19 protein-coding genes are annotated in these 14,975 nt (G+C 71.0%); 13 read left to right on the top strand and 6 right to left on the bottom strand.

The features are described from left to right. The first annotated feature begins 38 nt into the window (after positions 1-38). The 3 genes from ACFSC0_RS17450 to cysK all read left to right on the top strand — a co-directional run bounded on the left by ACFSC0_RS17450 (position 39) and on the right by cysK (position 2,089). Entirely contained in the window at positions 39-539 is a 501-nt protein-coding gene (locus ACFSC0_RS17450; protein WP_377282142.1) for a metallophosphoesterase family protein, read from the top strand. 40 nt (positions 540-579) lie between these two features. Beyond that, complete coding sequence (locus ACFSC0_RS17455; RefSeq protein WP_377282143.1) at positions 580-948, top strand: PilZ domain-containing protein; 369 nt, start codon at positions 580-582, stop codon at positions 946-948. Positions 949-1,036: 88 nt separating this feature from the next. Continuing rightward, positions 1,037-2,089 (top strand): cysteine synthase A, encoded by a 1,053-nt coding sequence (gene cysK, locus ACFSC0_RS17460; protein WP_377282144.1) that lies wholly within the window; start codon positions 1,037-1,039, stop codon positions 2,087-2,089. Here cysK and ACFSC0_RS17465 read toward each other — a convergent pair. Then, positions 2,086-2,574, bottom strand: coding sequence for a nuclease (locus ACFSC0_RS17465; RefSeq protein ID WP_377282145.1), 489 nt, complete (start codon positions 2,572-2,574; stop codon positions 2,086-2,088). The genes cysK and ACFSC0_RS17465 overlap by 4 nt on opposite strands. 116 nt (positions 2,575-2,690) lie before the next feature. Between ACFSC0_RS17465 and ACFSC0_RS17470 the strand changes: the two genes are divergently transcribed. The 4 genes from ACFSC0_RS17470 to ACFSC0_RS17485 all read left to right on the top strand — a co-directional run bounded on the left by ACFSC0_RS17470 (position 2,691) and on the right by ACFSC0_RS17485 (position 6,343). Next, on the top strand, positions 2,691-3,500 hold the full coding sequence (locus tag ACFSC0_RS17470) for an isocitrate lyase/PEP mutase family protein (protein WP_377282146.1): 810 nt from the start codon (positions 2,691-2,693) through the stop codon (positions 3,498-3,500). An 80-nt stretch (positions 3,501-3,580) separates the two neighbouring features. Then, entirely contained in the window at positions 3,581-3,817 is a 237-nt protein-coding gene (locus ACFSC0_RS17475; protein ID WP_377282147.1) for a hypothetical protein, read from the top strand. 202 nt (positions 3,818-4,019) lie between these two features. Further along, positions 4,020-5,876, top strand: coding sequence for a glycosyl hydrolase family 28-related protein (locus tag ACFSC0_RS17480; RefSeq protein ID WP_377282148.1), 1,857 nt, complete (start codon positions 4,020-4,022; stop codon positions 5,874-5,876). 98 nt (positions 5,877-5,974) lie between these two features. After that, the gene (locus tag ACFSC0_RS17485) at positions 5,975-6,343 is read left to right on the top strand and encodes a PilZ domain-containing protein (protein ID WP_377282149.1); all 369 of its coding nucleotides are present in this window, start codon (positions 5,975-5,977) and stop codon (positions 6,341-6,343) included. 13 nt (positions 6,344-6,356) lie between these two features. Here the strand turns inward: ACFSC0_RS17485 and ACFSC0_RS17490 are convergent, their stop codons facing one another. Then, on the bottom strand, positions 6,357-6,764 hold the full coding sequence (locus ACFSC0_RS17490) for a hypothetical protein (protein ID WP_377282150.1): 408 nt from the start codon (positions 6,762-6,764) through the stop codon (positions 6,357-6,359). Between the two features lie 162 nt (positions 6,765-6,926). Here ACFSC0_RS17490 and ACFSC0_RS17495 point away from each other — a divergent pair, with 162 nt between their 5' ends. From ACFSC0_RS17495 to ACFSC0_RS17505, 3 genes are all read left to right on the top strand, one after another. After that, on the top strand, positions 6,927-7,118 hold the full coding sequence (locus ACFSC0_RS17495) for a hypothetical protein (protein WP_377282151.1): 192 nt from the start codon (positions 6,927-6,929) through the stop codon (positions 7,116-7,118). 76 nt (positions 7,119-7,194) lie between these two features. Continuing rightward, positions 7,195-7,380, top strand: coding sequence for a DUF3606 domain-containing protein (locus ACFSC0_RS17500; RefSeq protein WP_377282152.1), 186 nt, complete (start codon positions 7,195-7,197; stop codon positions 7,378-7,380). Positions 7,381-7,442: 62 nt separating this feature from the next. Then, positions 7,443-8,660 (top strand): MFS transporter, encoded by a 1,218-nt coding sequence (locus ACFSC0_RS17505; protein WP_377282153.1) that lies wholly within the window; start codon positions 7,443-7,445, stop codon positions 8,658-8,660. A 32-nt stretch (positions 8,661-8,692) separates the two neighbouring features. Here the strand turns inward: ACFSC0_RS17505 and ACFSC0_RS17510 are convergent, their stop codons facing one another. Next, a complete protein-coding gene (locus ACFSC0_RS17510; protein ID WP_377282154.1) occupies positions 8,693-10,111 on the bottom strand; it encodes a sensor histidine kinase in 1,419 nt (472 codons plus the stop codon). Between the two features lie 197 nt (positions 10,112-10,308). On the opposite strand from ACFSC0_RS17510, the gene ACFSC0_RS17515 reads away from it, so the two are divergent. Beyond that, on the top strand, positions 10,309-11,034 hold the full coding sequence (locus ACFSC0_RS17515; protein WP_377282155.1) for a glutathione S-transferase N-terminal domain-containing protein: 726 nt from the start codon (positions 10,309-10,311) through the stop codon (positions 11,032-11,034). Further along, positions 11,035-11,658: a phosphotransferase-like protein gene (locus ACFSC0_RS17520; RefSeq protein WP_377282156.1), complete on the top strand. Its 624-nt coding sequence runs from the start codon at positions 11,035-11,037 to the stop codon at positions 11,656-11,658. It abuts the gene before it with no gap. On the opposite strand, the gene ACFSC0_RS17525 is transcribed toward ACFSC0_RS17520, so the two are convergent. Then, a complete protein-coding gene (locus ACFSC0_RS17525) occupies positions 11,647-12,894 on the bottom strand; it encodes a calcium-binding protein (protein ID WP_377282157.1) in 1,248 nt (415 codons plus the stop codon). The two genes, ACFSC0_RS17520 and ACFSC0_RS17525, sit on opposite strands and share 12 nt — an antisense overlap. A 170-nt stretch (positions 12,895-13,064) precedes the next feature. Between ACFSC0_RS17525 and ACFSC0_RS17530 the strand changes: the two genes are divergently transcribed. Beyond that, complete coding sequence (locus ACFSC0_RS17530) at positions 13,065-13,349, top strand: hypothetical protein (RefSeq protein WP_377282158.1); 285 nt, start codon at positions 13,065-13,067, stop codon at positions 13,347-13,349. Between the two features lie 3 nt (positions 13,350-13,352). On the opposite strand, the gene gmk is transcribed toward ACFSC0_RS17530, so the two are convergent. Together gmk and ACFSC0_RS17540 are read right to left on the bottom strand one after the other, a co-directional pair. Continuing rightward, on the bottom strand, positions 13,353-14,009 hold the full coding sequence (gene gmk / locus ACFSC0_RS17535) for a guanylate kinase (RefSeq protein WP_377282159.1): 657 nt from the start codon (positions 14,007-14,009) through the stop codon (positions 13,353-13,355). Between the two features lie 12 nt (positions 14,010-14,021). Beyond that, a complete protein-coding gene (locus tag ACFSC0_RS17540; protein ID WP_377282160.1) occupies positions 14,022-14,909 on the bottom strand; it encodes a YicC/YloC family endoribonuclease in 888 nt (295 codons plus the stop codon). Positions 14,910-14,975: the final 66 nt, after the last annotated feature.

Here is a 14,975-nt window from a genome sequence, read left to right on the forward strand (position 1 = left end):
GTGGGCGCCGGGCGCCAAGCCAAGGCGTTAGGGCGGCGATGACGGTCTTCTTCACCAGCGACACCCATTTCGGCGACCACCGGACGCTGAACCTCTACAAGCGGCCCTTCGCCTCCACGGCCGAGATGGACGAGGCGCTGGTCGAGAACTGGAACGCCGTCGTCGGGCCGGCGGACACCGTCTGGCACCTGGGCGACTTCGCCCGCACCGCCCGGCGCGCGGCCGAGATCCTGCCCCGGCTGAACGGCGAGAAGCACCTGGTCATCGGCAACAACGATCCGCCCTTCGCGGCAGGCGAGGCCTGGGCCAGCGTCCAGCCCTACGCCGAGGCGGAGGTGGATGGGGTGAAGCTCGTCCTCTGCCACTACCCCTTCCGCAGCTGGAACGGCCAGCACCGCGGGGCCCTCAATCTGCACGGCCACAGCCACGGGCGGATGAAGCCCCTGCCCCGCCAGTACGACGTGGGCGTGGACGTGCGCGGCTACCGCCCCGTCGCCCTGGCCGAGCTGACCGCACGCACACCAGCCGGTAACCGGTAAGGTTCATGAGCCGGAAACCCTAAGGCGCTAGCTTCCGCGCATGACCGAACCCGCCATCGCCCGCAGCGCCATGACCGACAGCTTCCCGATCGAACGCCGCTCGGAGGTCCGCGAGCCGACCAACATCCGCGCGCGCATCTGCTATGGCGAGAACTTCGGCGCCTGGGCCGACTGCATCATCAAGAACCTGTCCAAGAGCGGGGCGATGCTGGAGGTGGCGGCGGTCTATCCGATCCCGCAGACCTTCACCCTGATCCACATCCCCGGCGGGGTGGCCTTCACGGCCAACATCAAGTGGCGGCGCGGCGACCTGTGCGGCGTGTTCATGAAGGACCGCACCGAGCTGAAGCTGATCCCGGCCTCCGAGCCGAACAAGATACGCGACATCTGGGCGGCCCTGGCCACCTGACGGGCAGGCCTGCGGCTTTACAGCCCCTCCCCCGCTTCGCTTAATGCCCGCACGCCGAGACGAGCTCGGCGATCCGCGGAGACATGGCATGGCGCGCTATCAGAACATCCTGCAGACGGTCGGCCGCACGCCGGTGGTCCGCATCAATCGCCTTGCGCCCGGCCATGTGAACCTCTGGGTCAAGGTCGAGGCCTTCAATCCCCTGGGCTCGGTGAAGGACCGCCTCGCCCTGGGCGTCATCGAGGCCGCCGAGGCCTCCGGCGAGCTGAAGCCCGGACAGACGGTCATCGAGGCGACCAGCGGCAACACCGGGATCGGCCTGGCCATGGTGTGCGCCCAGAAGGGCTATCCCCTGGTGGTCACCATGGCCGAGAGCTTCTCGGTGGAGCGGCGCAAGCTGATGCGCTTCCTGGGCGCCAAGGTGGTGCTGACCCCGGCCGCCCTGCGGGCCACCGGCATGGTCGAGAAGGCCAAGGAGCTGGCCGCGACCCACGGCTGGTTCCTGACCCGCCAGTTCGAGAACGAGGCCAACGCCGACATGCACTCGCGCACCACCGCGCGGGAGATCATCGAGGACTTCGCCGGCGAGAAGCTGGACTACTGGGTCACCGGCTACGGCACCGGCGGCACGCTCAAGGGCGTCGCGCGCGTGCTGGCCAAGGAGAGCCCGGACACCAGGATCGTCGTCTGTGAGCCGGCCGACGCGGCCCTCCTGAGTTCCGGCGAGTCGCAGGACCGCAACCCCGACGGCACGCCGGCCAGGGGCCACCCGGCCTGGAAGCCGCACCCGATGCAGGGCTGGACGCCGGACTTCATCCCCAAGCTGACCGGCGACGCGGTGACCGACAACAAGATCGAGCAGGTGCTGGCGATCCCCGGCCCCGAGGCGATGAAGTGCAGCCAGGACCTGGCCCAGAAGGAAGGCATCTTCGTCGGCATCACCTCCGGGGCGACGTTCGCGGGCGCCCTGAAGGTCGCCGAGCAGGCGCCGGCCGGGTCCAACATCCTGTGCATGCTGCCCGACACCGGCGAGCGCTACCTGTCTACCCCGCTGTTCGCCAACGTCCCGGCCGACATGACAGACGAGGAGCAGACCATCTTCGCCTCCACGCCCTACGGCCGCGAGACGACGCCGGCCTAGCGCGGCTTCAGCTCCATCAGGGAGTAGATGGTCGGCGCGCCCGGAGCGTTCTTGCTGATCGGATCGCACCAGGGGAAGCGCTGGGTGCCCGGCCGGCCGGCGAGGCCCTCGTCGTAGAGGGTCTGGCCCAGGTCCAGACCGCTGAGGGTCACGATCGCGAACTGGCGGTTGTACTCGTCGCGCGGGCCGGTCGGCTTGACCTCGATGCTGGTCGCCTCGCGCATCATCTGCTGGACGACGCGGGCCGCCTGCTTCGCCGCCAGGGCCTCGGCCCAGCAGCGGGCGCGCGGAATGGGCTCGGGCGCGAAGGCGTTGGCCAGCCGCACGCCGCGGCCGTCGACGATGAAGGTGTCGCCGCTCAGCACCGAGACCCGCTCGGCCACCGAGGGTCCGCCCTCGCCGCGCTCGGCCGGCAGTCGCTCGGCCTGGCAGGCGACGAGCGCAAGTCCCGCCGCCGCGGCGGCGGCCAGCCTCAAAACCCGCATTCCCGTCCTCTTGCCCCGCGCCCCTCGCCCGGGGCCGGCAAGCTGCCTCAGGCCCGCTTGCCGGGCAAGCGGCGCGGCGCCAGCTTGGCCGCCGACACAGATGGAAGGGACAGGCCATGGCCGATGTCGCCGAAAAGCGCGCCGCATTCCGACGCCTGCACGAGGAGGGCTGTTTCGTGCTGCCCAACCCGTGGGACGTGGGCGGGGCGAAGGTCCTGCAGCACCTGGGATTTCCGGCCATCGCCTCGACCAGCGCCGGCTACGCCTGGGCCCAGGGGCGCGCCGACAACCAGGTCGAGCTCGACGCGCTGCTACGGCATCTGGCCGAGCTCTCCGAGGCGGTGGACATTCCGCTGAACGCCGATTTCGAGAACGGCTTCGCCCGCGAGCCGGAGCAGGTCGCCGCCAACGTCCGCCGCGCCGCGCAGGCCGGGGTCGCCGGCCTGTCCATCGAGGACCTGACCGGCGAGGCGACGCCCGCCCTCTACGAGCCGCCGCTGGCGGTGGCCCGCATCCGGGCCGCGCGCGAGGCGCTGGCGGCGGAGAATGTGGTGCTGGTGGCGCGGACTGAAGGGCTGCTGCACGGGCTCCTCGACCTGAAGCAGGCCATCGACCGGGCGGTGATGTTCGCCGACGCCGGCGCGGACTGCATCTATGTCCCGGGCGTCCGCACGCCGGAGGAGATCACGGCCCTGGTCGGCGCCGTCGCGCCCAAGCCGGTCAACGTGCTGATGGCCTGGCCGGGGATGAGCCTCGCCGAGCTGGCGGGGCTCGGCGTGCGCCGGGTCAGCACCGGCGGCGCCCTGGCCCGCCGCGCCTGGGCCGCCTTCGTCGAGGCCGCCGAGGAGATCAGGTCGCGGGGGAGCTTCGACGCCTTCGGCCTGCCGGGCCCCTCGATCGGCCTCAACAAGCTCTTCGCCGAGTAGCCCTGGCGAGGTCGCATGGACGAGGCCGCGCGGCGCCTTGCCGCGCTGACGGGACTCCCCGCCTCGCCTACCCGTCGCGGATGCAACGTTTCGATCTCTCCCGCATCCTCTTCGGCGACTGGCGCTCGGCCGCCGAGGCGCACGTCGCCAACGCCGTCCATCTGGTGGCCGTGCTGTTCGCCCTCTGGGTCGCCCGCGAGCAGGGCATGACGGGGCCGACCTTCGACTTCATCAGCCTGACGGCGATCGCCACCACGATCGTGTTCGGCATCGGGCGTCTGGCCCGCACGCCCAAGCCGGCGAGCTCCGAGAGCTGATCTTGCGCACCTTCCTTTCCCGCGAGCGGGAAAGGAAGGTGCTCCCCCGCGCTCAAAGAACGTCGCACGCGGTCTTGCGCCGCGCCCTACGGTCAAGTTGCCGCAGGGAATTGGTAACCAAATCAGGCATCTTTGTACGGCTCAGGCTGCGGGGGCGTGCTGGGCCGGACCAGAAGCGTCCAGGCCGGCCAGGAGTACCCGTATGGCTGACCTCATCTTCAACGTGCGCGACTACGGGGCCAAAGGCGACGGCTCGACGCTCGACACCGCAGCCATCCAGAGGGCGCTCGACGCCGCCCACGCGGCCGGCGGCGGCGTCGTCTACATCCCCGCCGGGACCTACATCGTCCACTCCATGACCGGCAAAGCCTCCGACGGGGCGCTGCAGATCCGCTCGAACGTCAGCCTGGTCGGCGACGGCATGGGCCAGTCCAATCTGAAGGTGATGGACGGCGAGGACTCCAAGATCACCGGCATCGTGCGCACGCCCTCCGGCGAGGTGACCAAGAACGTCGTCCTCCGCGACCTCACGATCGACGGCAACCACCAGAACAATTCCGGCGAGATCGACGGCTTCTTCTGCGGCGTCACGCCGGGCTCGACCCAGTATGACGAGAACATCCTGATCGAGCGCGTGGAGATCATGAACGTCTCCCGCTACGGCTTCGACCCGCACGAGCAGACCAGGTTCCTGACCATCCGGGACAGCGTCGCCCACGACAACCTGGGCGACGGCTTCACCATCGACTTCTGCTTCGACACGATCCTCGAGAACAACGTCGCCTACAACAACGGCCGCTACGGCTTCAACATCGTCACCTCCAGCCACGACGTGCTCTTGAAGAACAACGTGGCCCACCACAACGCCGCCTCGGGGATCTCCGTCCAGAAGGGCTCGGACGACCGGCCGTTCATTTACGACGTGCGCATCGAAGGCGGGGCCAGCTACGCCAACGGCCGCAACGGCATCGGCATCAAGTTCTCGGAGAAGGTGACGGTCTTCGGGGTCGAGATCTACGGCAACGCCTCGGGCGGCGTGCTGATCGAAGGCGCCCAGGACAACCTGATCCAGAATAACAACATCTACGGCAACAACGGCTATGGCGTGCGCATCAAGGCGCACGACGACCCGCACACCGGCAAGCACTGGGCCTCCTGGGGCAACACGGTCACCGGCAACACCATCACCGGCCAGCCGACGGCGGTCATCCAGGCCTCCGACGACAGCTGGGGCAACGCCGCTTACGGCAACACCGGCTCGGGCGAGATCGCCGGCATCGGCACGTCGCCGCTGGCCGAGTCCTCGGGCAGCACCAACCACGCCTACTTTGGCTATCAGGGCGCCATCTCCACGCCCAGCCTGCCGGCGGCGCCGGCCACGCCCCAGCCCGGCGGCGTGACCACCGAGGGCGCCGACACCCTGATCGGCGACGATGCGGCCAACGTGCTGGGCGGCGGCGCCGGCGCGGACCGCATCCTCGGCGGCGGAGGCGCCGACGAGATCCGCGGCGGCGACGGCGAGGACTACCTGCGCGGCGAGGCCGGCGACGACGTGATCTACGGCGGCGACGGGTTCGACAACACCCACGGCAACACCGGTTCCGACACCATCTACGGCGGGCTCGGCAACGACTGGGTGGTCGGCGGCCAGGACGAGGACATGCTGCATGGCGAGGCCGGCGACGACTACATCGTCGCCAACCTGGCGTCCGACACCGCTTATGGCGGCGAAGGGCGCGACACCCTGCTCGGCGGCCAGTCGGACGACGTGCTGTTCGGCGACGGCGGCGACGACTACCTGAGCGGCGACCGCGGCGCGGATACGGTCACCGGCGGCGCCGGCGCGGACCAGTTCTGGTCCTTCTCCGGCGCAGGAGTCGACCGGATCACCGACTTCAACCGCGCCGAGGGGGACAGCGTCCGCCTCGCGCAGGGCACGAGCTACACCGTGCGCCAGGAAGGCGCGGACGTGGTGGTCGACATGGGCGGCGGCGACCGGGTGATCCTGGCCAACACCCAGCTGAGCAGCCTGAGCGGGGACTGGCTCCTCAACGCCTGAGGCGACCGCGAGGCCTGGAGAAGCCCTCGGTCACGAGGCGAAGTTCCTCGCGCAGCTTAACCGGGGTTTAGGCCTGCCTGCGGCAAGCTGACGGCTCCATGAGTCAATCGACCGTTCAGACCGGCGCGAAGCCCGCGCCCAGCTCGTCCGAGCACCGCCGCGCCCAGAGGCGTGACGTGCTGGTCGGCGGGCTGCTGATCCACGGCCGCGCGGCCCAGGCCGAGCCCTGCGTGATCCGCGACATCTCGGCGACCGGCGCGCGGGTGAAGCTGAAGTCGGTGCAGTTCCTGTCCCGGCCGCTCTACGTGGTGATCGCCAAGACCGGCGCGGCCTTCGAGGCCGACATCGCCTGGTGCCGGGAAGCCGAGATCGGCCTGTCGTTCAAGCGGCGCCTGAACCTGAGCGATCCGAGGTCCGACATCGAGCGCACCGCCGCCAGGCTCTGGCAGGCGATGCCGAAACGCTAGAGCTGAAGCGGGATCAGGCCGCCGCGGCCATCTCGAGGGCCGCGCCCTCTTTGCGGCCGCCGCCGCGGATCATCATGAACCGCCCCACCGAGCCGCCCGGAATGATCCAGGTTCCCTCGATCTCGGCGCCGTCCGAGCTGAGCGTGCCCTCGTAGAGAACCGTGTGGTCGAGGCCGCTGGTCCCGTCGTAGGTCTTCGAGAAGATCACCGCGGCGCCTTCCCGACGGCCGGAAATCTCCGCGAACGCCAGACCGCTGGACGAGGCGCCGACCGGGCACGGCTCATGGGTGGTGCCGCTGATCGCGCCCCCCAGATCCAGCAGGGTCGCCACGAACGGCGCGTCGTCGCGTCCGTCGTTGTAGCTGTAGAGGCCTTGCCAGATGCCCGTCAGGCTCGCCGCCGACGTCCTTGCGCCATGCATCGCTGCTAAACTCCGGGGCTTCGGGGTGGCGCGGCTTATACCAGAGCCTGCGACAATTCGCCAGCCTTGCAGATTCGACGAAAGTTAACGGGCGCTGCCGAACCAACGCCGATAACGCCGGTTTGAGGCCCGGGCGCCGCATAGACGGCGAGGAGGCTGAACATGGGCAGGTTGGCTTACTCCCTGAGCCAGTCCGAAAGCGGCTGGAAGTGGAGCGTGTACGACGAGGATGGCGTGACGGTCGCGGCCGGCGCCGAGGGCAGCCAGGCGCGGGCCCTGGCGGCGGTGGACATCACCTTGCGCTATGCCGCGCAAGCGGGCCTTCGGCTGGTGACGGCGCCCAGGCGCGCCTGAACGCGGGCGCTCCGCGCACGGAACATCGGCGCCCGAGCCGCCGTTTCTTCCGCGCTGGGAGAGACGGGAGACCGCGATGCGACCCGAAGAGCTGCGCACCTTCGAGCCGCCGCCGCTGATCGACCTGAAGGACGCCGCCCAGGCGGCCTACTGGTCCGAGCGCCTTGACGCGACCATCGAGGAACTGCGCCAGGCGATCCGCGAGGTCGGGCCCAACCGCACCGCCGTGGCGATCTGGCTGGGCCGGGCGGACGCGGTCTAGAAAACCCGGCCCGCGGCCCGGCGCTCGCTCGACGGCGGATGCGGCGCAGGCTACAGCCCGGCATGGCCCAGGCTCAGGACAGCGTGGAGGCTCCCGACGGGCGGCTCGCCTTGGCGGTGCTGCTGCTCATCGTCTTCATGAGCCTGATCGGCTTCGGGGTGGTGATCCCGCTCCTGCCCTTCTACGCCGAGGTGTTCGACGCCGCGCCCTGGCAGGTCACCCTGATGTTCTCGGTGTTCTCGGCCGGGCAGTTCATAGGCGAGCTGACCTGGGGGCGACTGTCGGACCGGATCGGCCGCAAGCCGGTGCTGCTGCTGACCATCTTCACCTCCGGCCTCGGCTATGTGGCGCTGGCCTTCGCGCCGGACATCTGGCTGGCCATCCTGGCCCGCTTCGTCGCCGGCTTCTTCAGCGGCAACATCTCGGTCATCCAGGGCTACATCGTCGACATTTCGCCGCCGAGCCGGCTGGCCGGCCGGCTGGGCCTGATCGGGGCCTCGTTCGGGATCGGCTTCGTGGTCGGCCCGGCGCTGGGCGGCTTCCTGTTCATCGAGGGGATCGGCGAGGCGGGGTTCCGCCCGCCCCTGCTGGCGGCCTTCGGCCTGTGCTGGCTGGCCGGCTTCGGCGCCCTGGCGTTCGTGAAGGAGAGCCGCGCCAGGTCGGCGCCCACCCAGGCGCGGCCCAATCCCATCGCGGCCCTGACGGAGGCCCTCGCCTCGCCCGTGCTGCGCAAGATCCTCGGCGCGACCTTCCTCGGCTTCCTCGCCTTCTCGTCCATCTGGTCCGTGCTGGGCCTCTGGGGCGCGGCCAAGTGGGGATGGGGCGCCAAGCAGATCAGTCAGGTGATCTCGCTCACCGGCATCGCCGCGGCCCTGGCCCAGGGCTTCTTCTCAGGCTTCGTCGTGCGGCGGATCGGCGAGACGGCGACCATCGTCGGCGGGCTGCTGATCACCGGGGCGACCGTCCTCATCGTCGCACTGAGCGGCCAGATCTGGATCGTGGTGGTGGCGCTGGTCGCGGCGACGGCGGGCCACACCATGTCCCAGCCGGCGACTTCGGCGCTGATCTCCCACTCCGCTCCGCCCGACAAGCAAGGCTCGACGCTGGGGGCCAACAACGCGGCGGGCTCGGCGGCGCGGGTGCTCGGCCCGGCCATCGCCGGCGGGCTCTTCACCCTGGCCATCGATGCGCCCTTCATGTTCTGCGCGCTGGGCATGCTGCCGTCGGCCTGGCTCGCCTGGCGGGCCGGCCGGGCGGTGGCGGCGCACCGGGCGCGGTAGCCGCCCAAACGCCGGCCTGGGCGGCGGAACGACTAGTCCAGCCGCGCCCGGATCACGCACTGCAGGCCCGCCGGGGCGAAGACCATCTCCGCGCCGCCGCCGAGCTCGGCGGCCAGGCCCCGCTCGATGAGCCGGGAGCCGAAGCCGCGGCGGGTCGGGGCGTGAACCTTCGGCCCGCCCAACTCGCGCCAGCGCAGCGTGAGCTCGGGCCGCTCGCCGGCCTGGGCGGCGACCTGCCAGTTGATCTTCACCCGCCCCTCAGGCGCCGAAAGCGCCCCGTACTTCACCGCGTTGGTGGCCAGTTCGTGCAGCCCCATGGCCAACGCCAGCGCCATCTGCGGCGACAGGCGGACAGGCGGACCGGAGGCCTCGAACCGCTCGCCTTCCCCGGACTCGTGGGGCGAGAGGATGCGGCGCACCATCTCGTCCAGCGAGGCGCCCGCCCAGTGCTCGCGCGTCAGCACGTCGTGGGTCCAGGCCAGCGCCTGCAGGCGGGCGTCGAACAGCTCCAGCGCGGCGGCGTCGGAGTCCCGCCGCAGCGTCTGGCGGGCGATCGACTGCACCGAGGCCAGGGTGTTCTTCACCCGATGGTTCAGCTCGTTGATCAGCAGACGCAGGTGGGCCTCGGCCTTCTCCCGCTCGGCGATCTCGCTGCGCAGGGCGTCCTCGGCGATGTGGCGCGCGGTGACGTCGAGGGTGATGCCGAGCACCCGCAGCATCTGCCCGCGCGGATCGCGCTCGGTGACGTAGCCGCGCGACTCCAGCCAGCGCTCGACCCCGTCGCGGCCGATCACCTTGAACTCGAAGGTCGCCTCGCCCTTGTCGGCCAACCGGGCCATCGCCTGGTCGAGCTTGGGCCGGTCGTCGGCGGAGACCAGGGCCGACCAGTCGGGCAGCGCCGCATCGGGCGGCGAGGACCGGGGCAGGCCCATCAGCTGCCGGGCCGCGGCCGCGTCGAGCCAGTGGAGCCCCCGGCCGCGGCGCAGCTCCCAGCTCGCCGCCTGCGCCGCCTTGTGCGCCAATCGCAGGTTGGTGTTCATCTCCCGCAGCCGCCGCTCGCCGCGCTCGCGCTCGGAGACGTCGCGCAGCAGGAAGCCCATGGCCCCCGGCAGCGGCAGGGTCCGTACCTCGATCCAGCCGTCCTCGACATCGTGCGCCGGCACCACGAACTCGCCGGCGTCGCCGCTCTGCATGGCGCTGCGATAGCGCAGCTCGATCAGGCCGCCGTGCAGGCCGGGCTGCAGGTCCCAGATCGCCTCGCCGATCGGGGCCGGGTCGGGCAGGCCCATCAGCGCCGCGGCCGAGCGGCTGCAGAACACGATGCGGAACTGCCGGTCGCAGACCAGCAGCCCTTCCTGCCAGGACGGATCCAGCAGGGCCGCGCCGAGAGCGGCGACGAGCTCGGGATTTGGACCGTCGTCGCGCCCCGTCCCGGGCGGCTGGTCGGTCATTACAACTCTCACTTCGCCCCCCGGCGAAACGACACGCCAGCCGCGTAGGGCCGGACCCCGCAACCATGGCGTACGGCGAAGCTTTGACAATGAGGGCCGCCGCCGCAGGCGCCCAGAGTGGGCGGCGGCCGAGCCGCCGTGAGGTCGCTTGCGCGGCGACGCCAGGTCGCGATGATCGGGGCCACAGGAGGACGCCCATGATCGACGTGCACTACTGGCCGACGCCCAACGGCAAGAAGGTCACCATCCTGCTCGAGGAGCTGGGGATCCCCTACCGCGTCGTGCCGGTGCACATCGGCCGCGGAGACCAGTTCACCGACGAGTTCCTGAAGATCAGCCCGAACAACCGCATGCCGGCCATCGTCGACCACGAGCCGCCGGGCGGCGGCGCGCCGATCAGCGTGTTCGAGTCCGGGGCGATCATGCTCTACCTCGCCGAGAAGGCCGGCCGCTTCTGGCCGCAGGAGCCCCGGGCCAAGTACGAGGTGGTCCAGTGGGTGATGTGGCAGATGGCCAACCAGGGCCCGAAGACCGGCGAGAACGGCCACTTCCGCCGGCTCGGCCCCGAGCAGGGCGACCAGTCCTACGCCATCCGCCGGTTCGGCGACGAGGTGCACCGGCTCTACGGGGTGCTCAACAACCGGCTCTACGACCGCCGCTACCTGGCCGGCGATGAGTACACCATCGCCGACATGATCTCCTATCCGTGGACGGTGAACTGGCAGGGCCAGGGCATCGACATCGAGGAGTTCAAGTACTTCAAGCGCTGGTTCGAGGAGGTGGGCGCAAGGCCGGCGGTCCAACGGGGCATGGCGGTCGCCGCCGGGATCACCGAGGATCCGGCGAGCCTCTCGCCCGAGGAGCAGGCCCGCCGGCGCGCCCTGCTCTACAACCAGCGCGCCCGGCCCGCCCCGGCGGCCTGAGTGACGGGGACCGTCCTCTTCATCAACGGAGCCTCGAGCAGCGGCAAGACGAGCCTTTGCCGGGCGCTGCAGGCGATCTGGCCGGGGCCGCTGGCGATGGTGGGCGTGGACACGCTGATCTCGATGCTGCCGCTCGCCTACACCGGCTTCGGCGAGCGGGCCGCGGAGGGCTATCCCTTCCACCGCGAAGAGGATGCGGAGGGGCGGTCCCTGATCCGCGCCCGCACGGGGCCGGCCGGCCGGATCCTCAATGGCCGGATGGCCGAGTTCGTCGCCGGCGTCGCGGCCGACGGGCTGGACGTGGCGGTCGACCACGTCGTGCTCGAGCCGGAGGACTTCGAGGACTTCGCCGCGGTCCTGGACCCCGCCCGCAGCTGGCTGATCGGCATGCGCTGCAACCTGGAGGTCCTCGAGGCCCGCGAGAAAGGGCGCGGCGACCGCGCGCTCAGCCTCGCGCGCGAGCAGGCCGGGCGGGTGCATTCCGGCCGCTGGACCTACGACCTGGAGCTGGACTCGGCGCGCGCGCCGCCGCCCGCCCTGGCGCGGACCGTCCTGGAGTTCGTGGCCGGCCGCGCGCCTGCAGCCTTCGCCCAGGCGCGCGGCCGAGGCCGGTCAGCCGGGTGACAGGAAGTCCCCCGCCGAGAGCTGCGACAGCTTCACGTTCTGCAGGACCAGCGGCGGGGCGTCGGCGATGAACTCGGGGAAGAAGTCGAAGACCACGTTCGCGCCCACCTGCCGCGCCGCCGCCAGCATCTCCTCGGGAGTGTCGTAGCGGCCGCCTTCGCCGGCATAGACGATCAGCTTGTCCGTGCCCGGCTTGAAGTCGGTGATCACCACCGCGTTCAGCCCGTAGGCGCCCTGCCCGACCTCGAACACGTCGGCCCCGGCGCCGCCGGTGAGCTGGGCGTAGCTGATGGCCAGGATATGGTCGTCGCCCGCGCCGCCGTCGCTGCGGGCGCGCAGGATCGCGCCGGTCTGGTCGGTGAAGCCCGAGCCGGAGATGAGGATGTCGCGATCGAGGCCGCCCAGCAGGGTGTCGAGCCCGCCGCCGGAGCGCAGGTTGTCGCTCCCGAGACCGCCTTCGAGCCAGTCGTCACCGAGCCCGCCGTCCATGAAGTCGTTGCCGCCGCCGCCGATCAGCCGGTCGTTGTGCTCCTCGCCGAACAGGTCGTCGTCGCCGAGGCCGCCGGTCAGGGTGTCGTTCCCGAGGCCGCCGTTCAGGTAGTCGCGCAGCATGCCGCCGATCAGCCGGTCGTTCCCCTGCATGCCCCAGGCGAAGGCCAGGCCGGAGTCGACGAAGATGAAGTCATTGCCGCCGCGGCCCCAGACCAGCGAAACTTCGCCGTCCGCGACCAGGGTCTGGGAGGCGTTGGTCCCGTAGACCAGCTCCGGCGTCACGTTGTTGGGCACCCAGGCGCCGTAGATCCGGGCCTGGTTGTCGTTGTCGTCGGTGAAGCGGGCGCCGCCGTAGAGGTGCATGTCGAACCGCAGGGTCTCCCCGTCCGGCTCCGAGGCGTGGAAGAGGTTCGCCCGGAACTGCTCCAGCGGCCGCTCGTCCCCGTGCGCGGTCAGGGACAGCGGGGTGGTGAAGTCCTCCTCGCTCCAATCGCCGGTGTCCGGCTGCTCGAAGAAGAAAAAGACCTCCGAGAAGTCGCCGAAGTGGGCGAAGCGCTCTCCGGTCGGCGTCAGGGACGCGTCCCAAACCGCGGCCGCTCCGCCGACCAGGGTCAGGTCCCCGCTGACGGTCTGGCCCCCGACGTAGCCGAACGCTTCGGGATCGATGCGGATGAACTGATCACTGTCCTCGAGGTAGTCGTCCTCGACGACGCCGTAGAATGTGTAGGCGGTGGGTGCGGGCATCTGCACAGCCTCCCTGATATCGTTGTTATGTCGGGGCCGACGCCTCAGAACCCGGATTGGGCGTGAAAGGTGCAGGCTCTCAGAATCGTGATCCTCGGGTCGGAACCGGCGATGACTCTGCAACCGCAGGCCGCTTGCCGCGCCGCCGGTCGTTCTGCATTCGTTCCGGCATGCCCCGCCGCAATCCCGCCCGCATCCCCCTCTCCGCCCGCCGGCCCGTTTGCGAGAGCGTGGACGACATGCGCCGCCTCGGGTGGGACGTGATCTCCCGCTGCCCCACCTGCGGGCTGGTGATGCGGGTGGACCTGGGGGCCCTGGCCACGCTCCGCGGCCCCGCCTTCAGCCTCTGGAACCGCAAGGCCCGCTGCCGCCGCCTCGGCTGCACCGGCTACGCCTCCTTCCAGGCCCGCGCCCCGGACATGGCCTGGCACGACGAGCTGCGGGCGGAGGATTAGCTCCTAGCGCGGCGGCTCGAGCTTCTCGTCCAGTAGGCCCTCGACGAAGCCGTTCACCCAGGGGTTCCGGGCCTGGCGCAGGCGTTCGGCGTGATAGATGTGGGCCAGGTCCGCGTAGGCCCGGTCGTAGTCCTCGTTGACGATGACGTAGTCGTAGGACCGCCAGTGCGGGATCTCGTCGTAGGCCCGGCCGAGGCGGCGCTGGATGACGTCCTCGTGGTCCTGGGCCCGGGCGTGCAGGCGCCGGGAGAGCTCGGCCATCGACGGCGGCAGGATGAAGACCCGCACCACGTCGCCCGGGGCCTCGCGGCTGATCGCGGCCGCGCCCTGCCAGTCGATGTCGAACAGCACGTCGTGGCCGGCCTCGAGCGCCGCCATGACCGGGGCGCGCGGGGTGCCGTAGCGGTGCTCGTGGACGTGGGCCCACTCCAGGAACTCGCCGGCCTCGATCATGGCGTCAAAGCCCGCGCGGTCGAGGAAGTGGTACTCGCGGCCGTTCTCCTCGCCCGGGCGGGGGGCGCGGGTGGTGGCCGAGATCGACAGGTCCAGTTCGGCATGGTCGGCCACGAGGCGGCGCGACAGCGAGGTCTTGCCGGCGCCCGACGGCGAGGAGATCAGCAGCATCAGGCCGCGGCGGCGGCGGTTCGATGGATCGGTCATTGGCCGGAGCGTCTATTCCACATTCTGCACCTGCTCGCGCAGCTGCTCGATCGTCGCCTTGAGCGAGAGGCCGACGGCGGTGAGCTCGCCCAGGGCCGACTTGGCGCACAGGGTGTTGGCCTCGCGCATGAATTCCTGGGTCAGGAAGTCGAGCTTGCGGCCGGCCGCGCCCTGCCCGCCGATCAGCTCGCGGGCGGCGGCGACATGCTGGGCCAGCCGGTCGAGCTCCTCGCGCACGTCCGCCTTCACGGCCATGGCGGCGGCCTCCTGGACGATCCGCTCCTCGAGCGCGGCGGAGCTGTCGGCGATCAGCTCGCCCATGCGCTTCTCGAAGCGGGCCTTGATGGCGGCGGGCTGGCCAGCGGCCAGGGCGGCGGCGTCGGCGACCAGCTCGCCGATCCGCTCGACGAGGCCGGTGAGCACGACGGTGAGGTTCTCGCCCTCGGCCTTGCGGGCGGCGGCCAAGGCGTCGAGAGCCGCGCCGAGCGAGGCGGCGATGGCGGCCTCCAGCGCGGCCATAGCCTCCGGATCGTCCTCGGCGTCGGCGGCCTCGACGACGCCGCGCAGCGCCATCAGCTCGCCGATGGTCGGCAGCTGGGCCTGGCCGGCGGCGACGTAGGGTGCGGCGGCGGCGAGGTAGGTCTCCAGCTGGGCGGTGTTGATCCGCACGGCGGCGGCGGCCTCGGACTTCCTGGCCTGGACGGAGACCTGCAGCTGCCCGCGGCCGAAGCGGGCTTGCGCCCCCTCGCGGGCGGCGCGCTCGAGCCCGTCGAACCCGGGCGGGCCGCGGAAGCGGACTTCCAGGTTGCGGCCGTTGACGCTGCGGGCCTCGACCGCCCAGCTCCAGGCGCCCAGCGCGCCCTCCGCCCGGCCAAAGCCGGTCATGCCGGAAAGCGCCATCAGGCTCCTCCCCCGTAGCGCAGCGTGCGGGGGAGGTGGATCGGCGCGCCAGCGCCGAGACGGAGG

Source organism: Phenylobacterium terrae (assembly GCF_042681205.1).
Taxonomy (GTDB): Bacteria; Pseudomonadota; Alphaproteobacteria; order Caulobacterales; family Caulobacteraceae; genus Phenylobacterium; species Phenylobacterium terrae.

Excerpts from the sequence above, each read along its gene's own strand:
- ACFSC0_RS17450 (WP_377282142.1), top strand. The coding sequence starts at position 39 with ATGACGGTCTTCTTCACCAGCGACACCCATTTCGGCGACCACCGGACG.
- ACFSC0_RS17455 (WP_377282143.1), top strand. The coding sequence starts at position 580 with ATGACCGAACCCGCCATCGCCCGCAGCGCCATGACCGACAGCTTCCCG.
- cysK (WP_377282144.1), top strand. The coding sequence starts at position 1,037 with ATGGCGCGCTATCAGAACATCCTGCAGACGGTCGGCCGCACGCCGGTG.
- ACFSC0_RS17465 (WP_377282145.1), bottom strand. The coding sequence starts at position 2,574 with ATGCGGGTTTTGAGGCTGGCCGCCGCCGCGGCGGCGGGACTTGCGCTC.
- ACFSC0_RS17470 (WP_377282146.1), top strand. The coding sequence starts at position 2,691 with ATGGCCGATGTCGCCGAAAAGCGCGCCGCATTCCGACGCCTGCACGAG.
- ACFSC0_RS17475 (WP_377282147.1), top strand. The coding sequence starts at position 3,581 with ATGCAACGTTTCGATCTCTCCCGCATCCTCTTCGGCGACTGGCGCTCG.
- ACFSC0_RS17480 (WP_377282148.1), top strand. The coding sequence starts at position 4,020 with ATGGCTGACCTCATCTTCAACGTGCGCGACTACGGGGCCAAAGGCGAC.
- ACFSC0_RS17485 (WP_377282149.1), top strand. The coding sequence starts at position 5,975 with ATGAGTCAATCGACCGTTCAGACCGGCGCGAAGCCCGCGCCCAGCTCG.
- ACFSC0_RS17490 (WP_377282150.1), bottom strand. The coding sequence starts at position 6,764 with ATGCATGGCGCAAGGACGTCGGCGGCGAGCCTGACGGGCATCTGGCAA.
- ACFSC0_RS17495 (WP_377282151.1), top strand. The coding sequence starts at position 6,927 with ATGGGCAGGTTGGCTTACTCCCTGAGCCAGTCCGAAAGCGGCTGGAAG.
- ACFSC0_RS17500 (WP_377282152.1), top strand. The coding sequence starts at position 7,195 with ATGCGACCCGAAGAGCTGCGCACCTTCGAGCCGCCGCCGCTGATCGAC.
- ACFSC0_RS17505 (WP_377282153.1), top strand. The coding sequence starts at position 7,443 with ATGGCCCAGGCTCAGGACAGCGTGGAGGCTCCCGACGGGCGGCTCGCC.
- ACFSC0_RS17510 (WP_377282154.1), bottom strand. The coding sequence starts at position 10,111 with ATGACCGACCAGCCGCCCGGGACGGGGCGCGACGACGGTCCAAATCCC.
- ACFSC0_RS17515 (WP_377282155.1), top strand. The coding sequence starts at position 10,309 with ATGATCGACGTGCACTACTGGCCGACGCCCAACGGCAAGAAGGTCACC.
- ACFSC0_RS17525 (WP_377282157.1), bottom strand. The coding sequence starts at position 12,894 with ATGCCCGCACCCACCGCCTACACATTCTACGGCGTCGTCGAGGACGAC.
- ACFSC0_RS17530 (WP_377282158.1), top strand. The coding sequence starts at position 13,065 with ATGCCCCGCCGCAATCCCGCCCGCATCCCCCTCTCCGCCCGCCGGCCC.
- gmk (WP_377282159.1), bottom strand. The coding sequence starts at position 14,009 with ATGACCGATCCATCGAACCGCCGCCGCCGCGGCCTGATGCTGCTGATC.
- ACFSC0_RS17540 (WP_377282160.1), bottom strand. The coding sequence starts at position 14,909 with ATGGCGCTTTCCGGCATGACCGGCTTTGGCCGGGCGGAGGGCGCGCTG.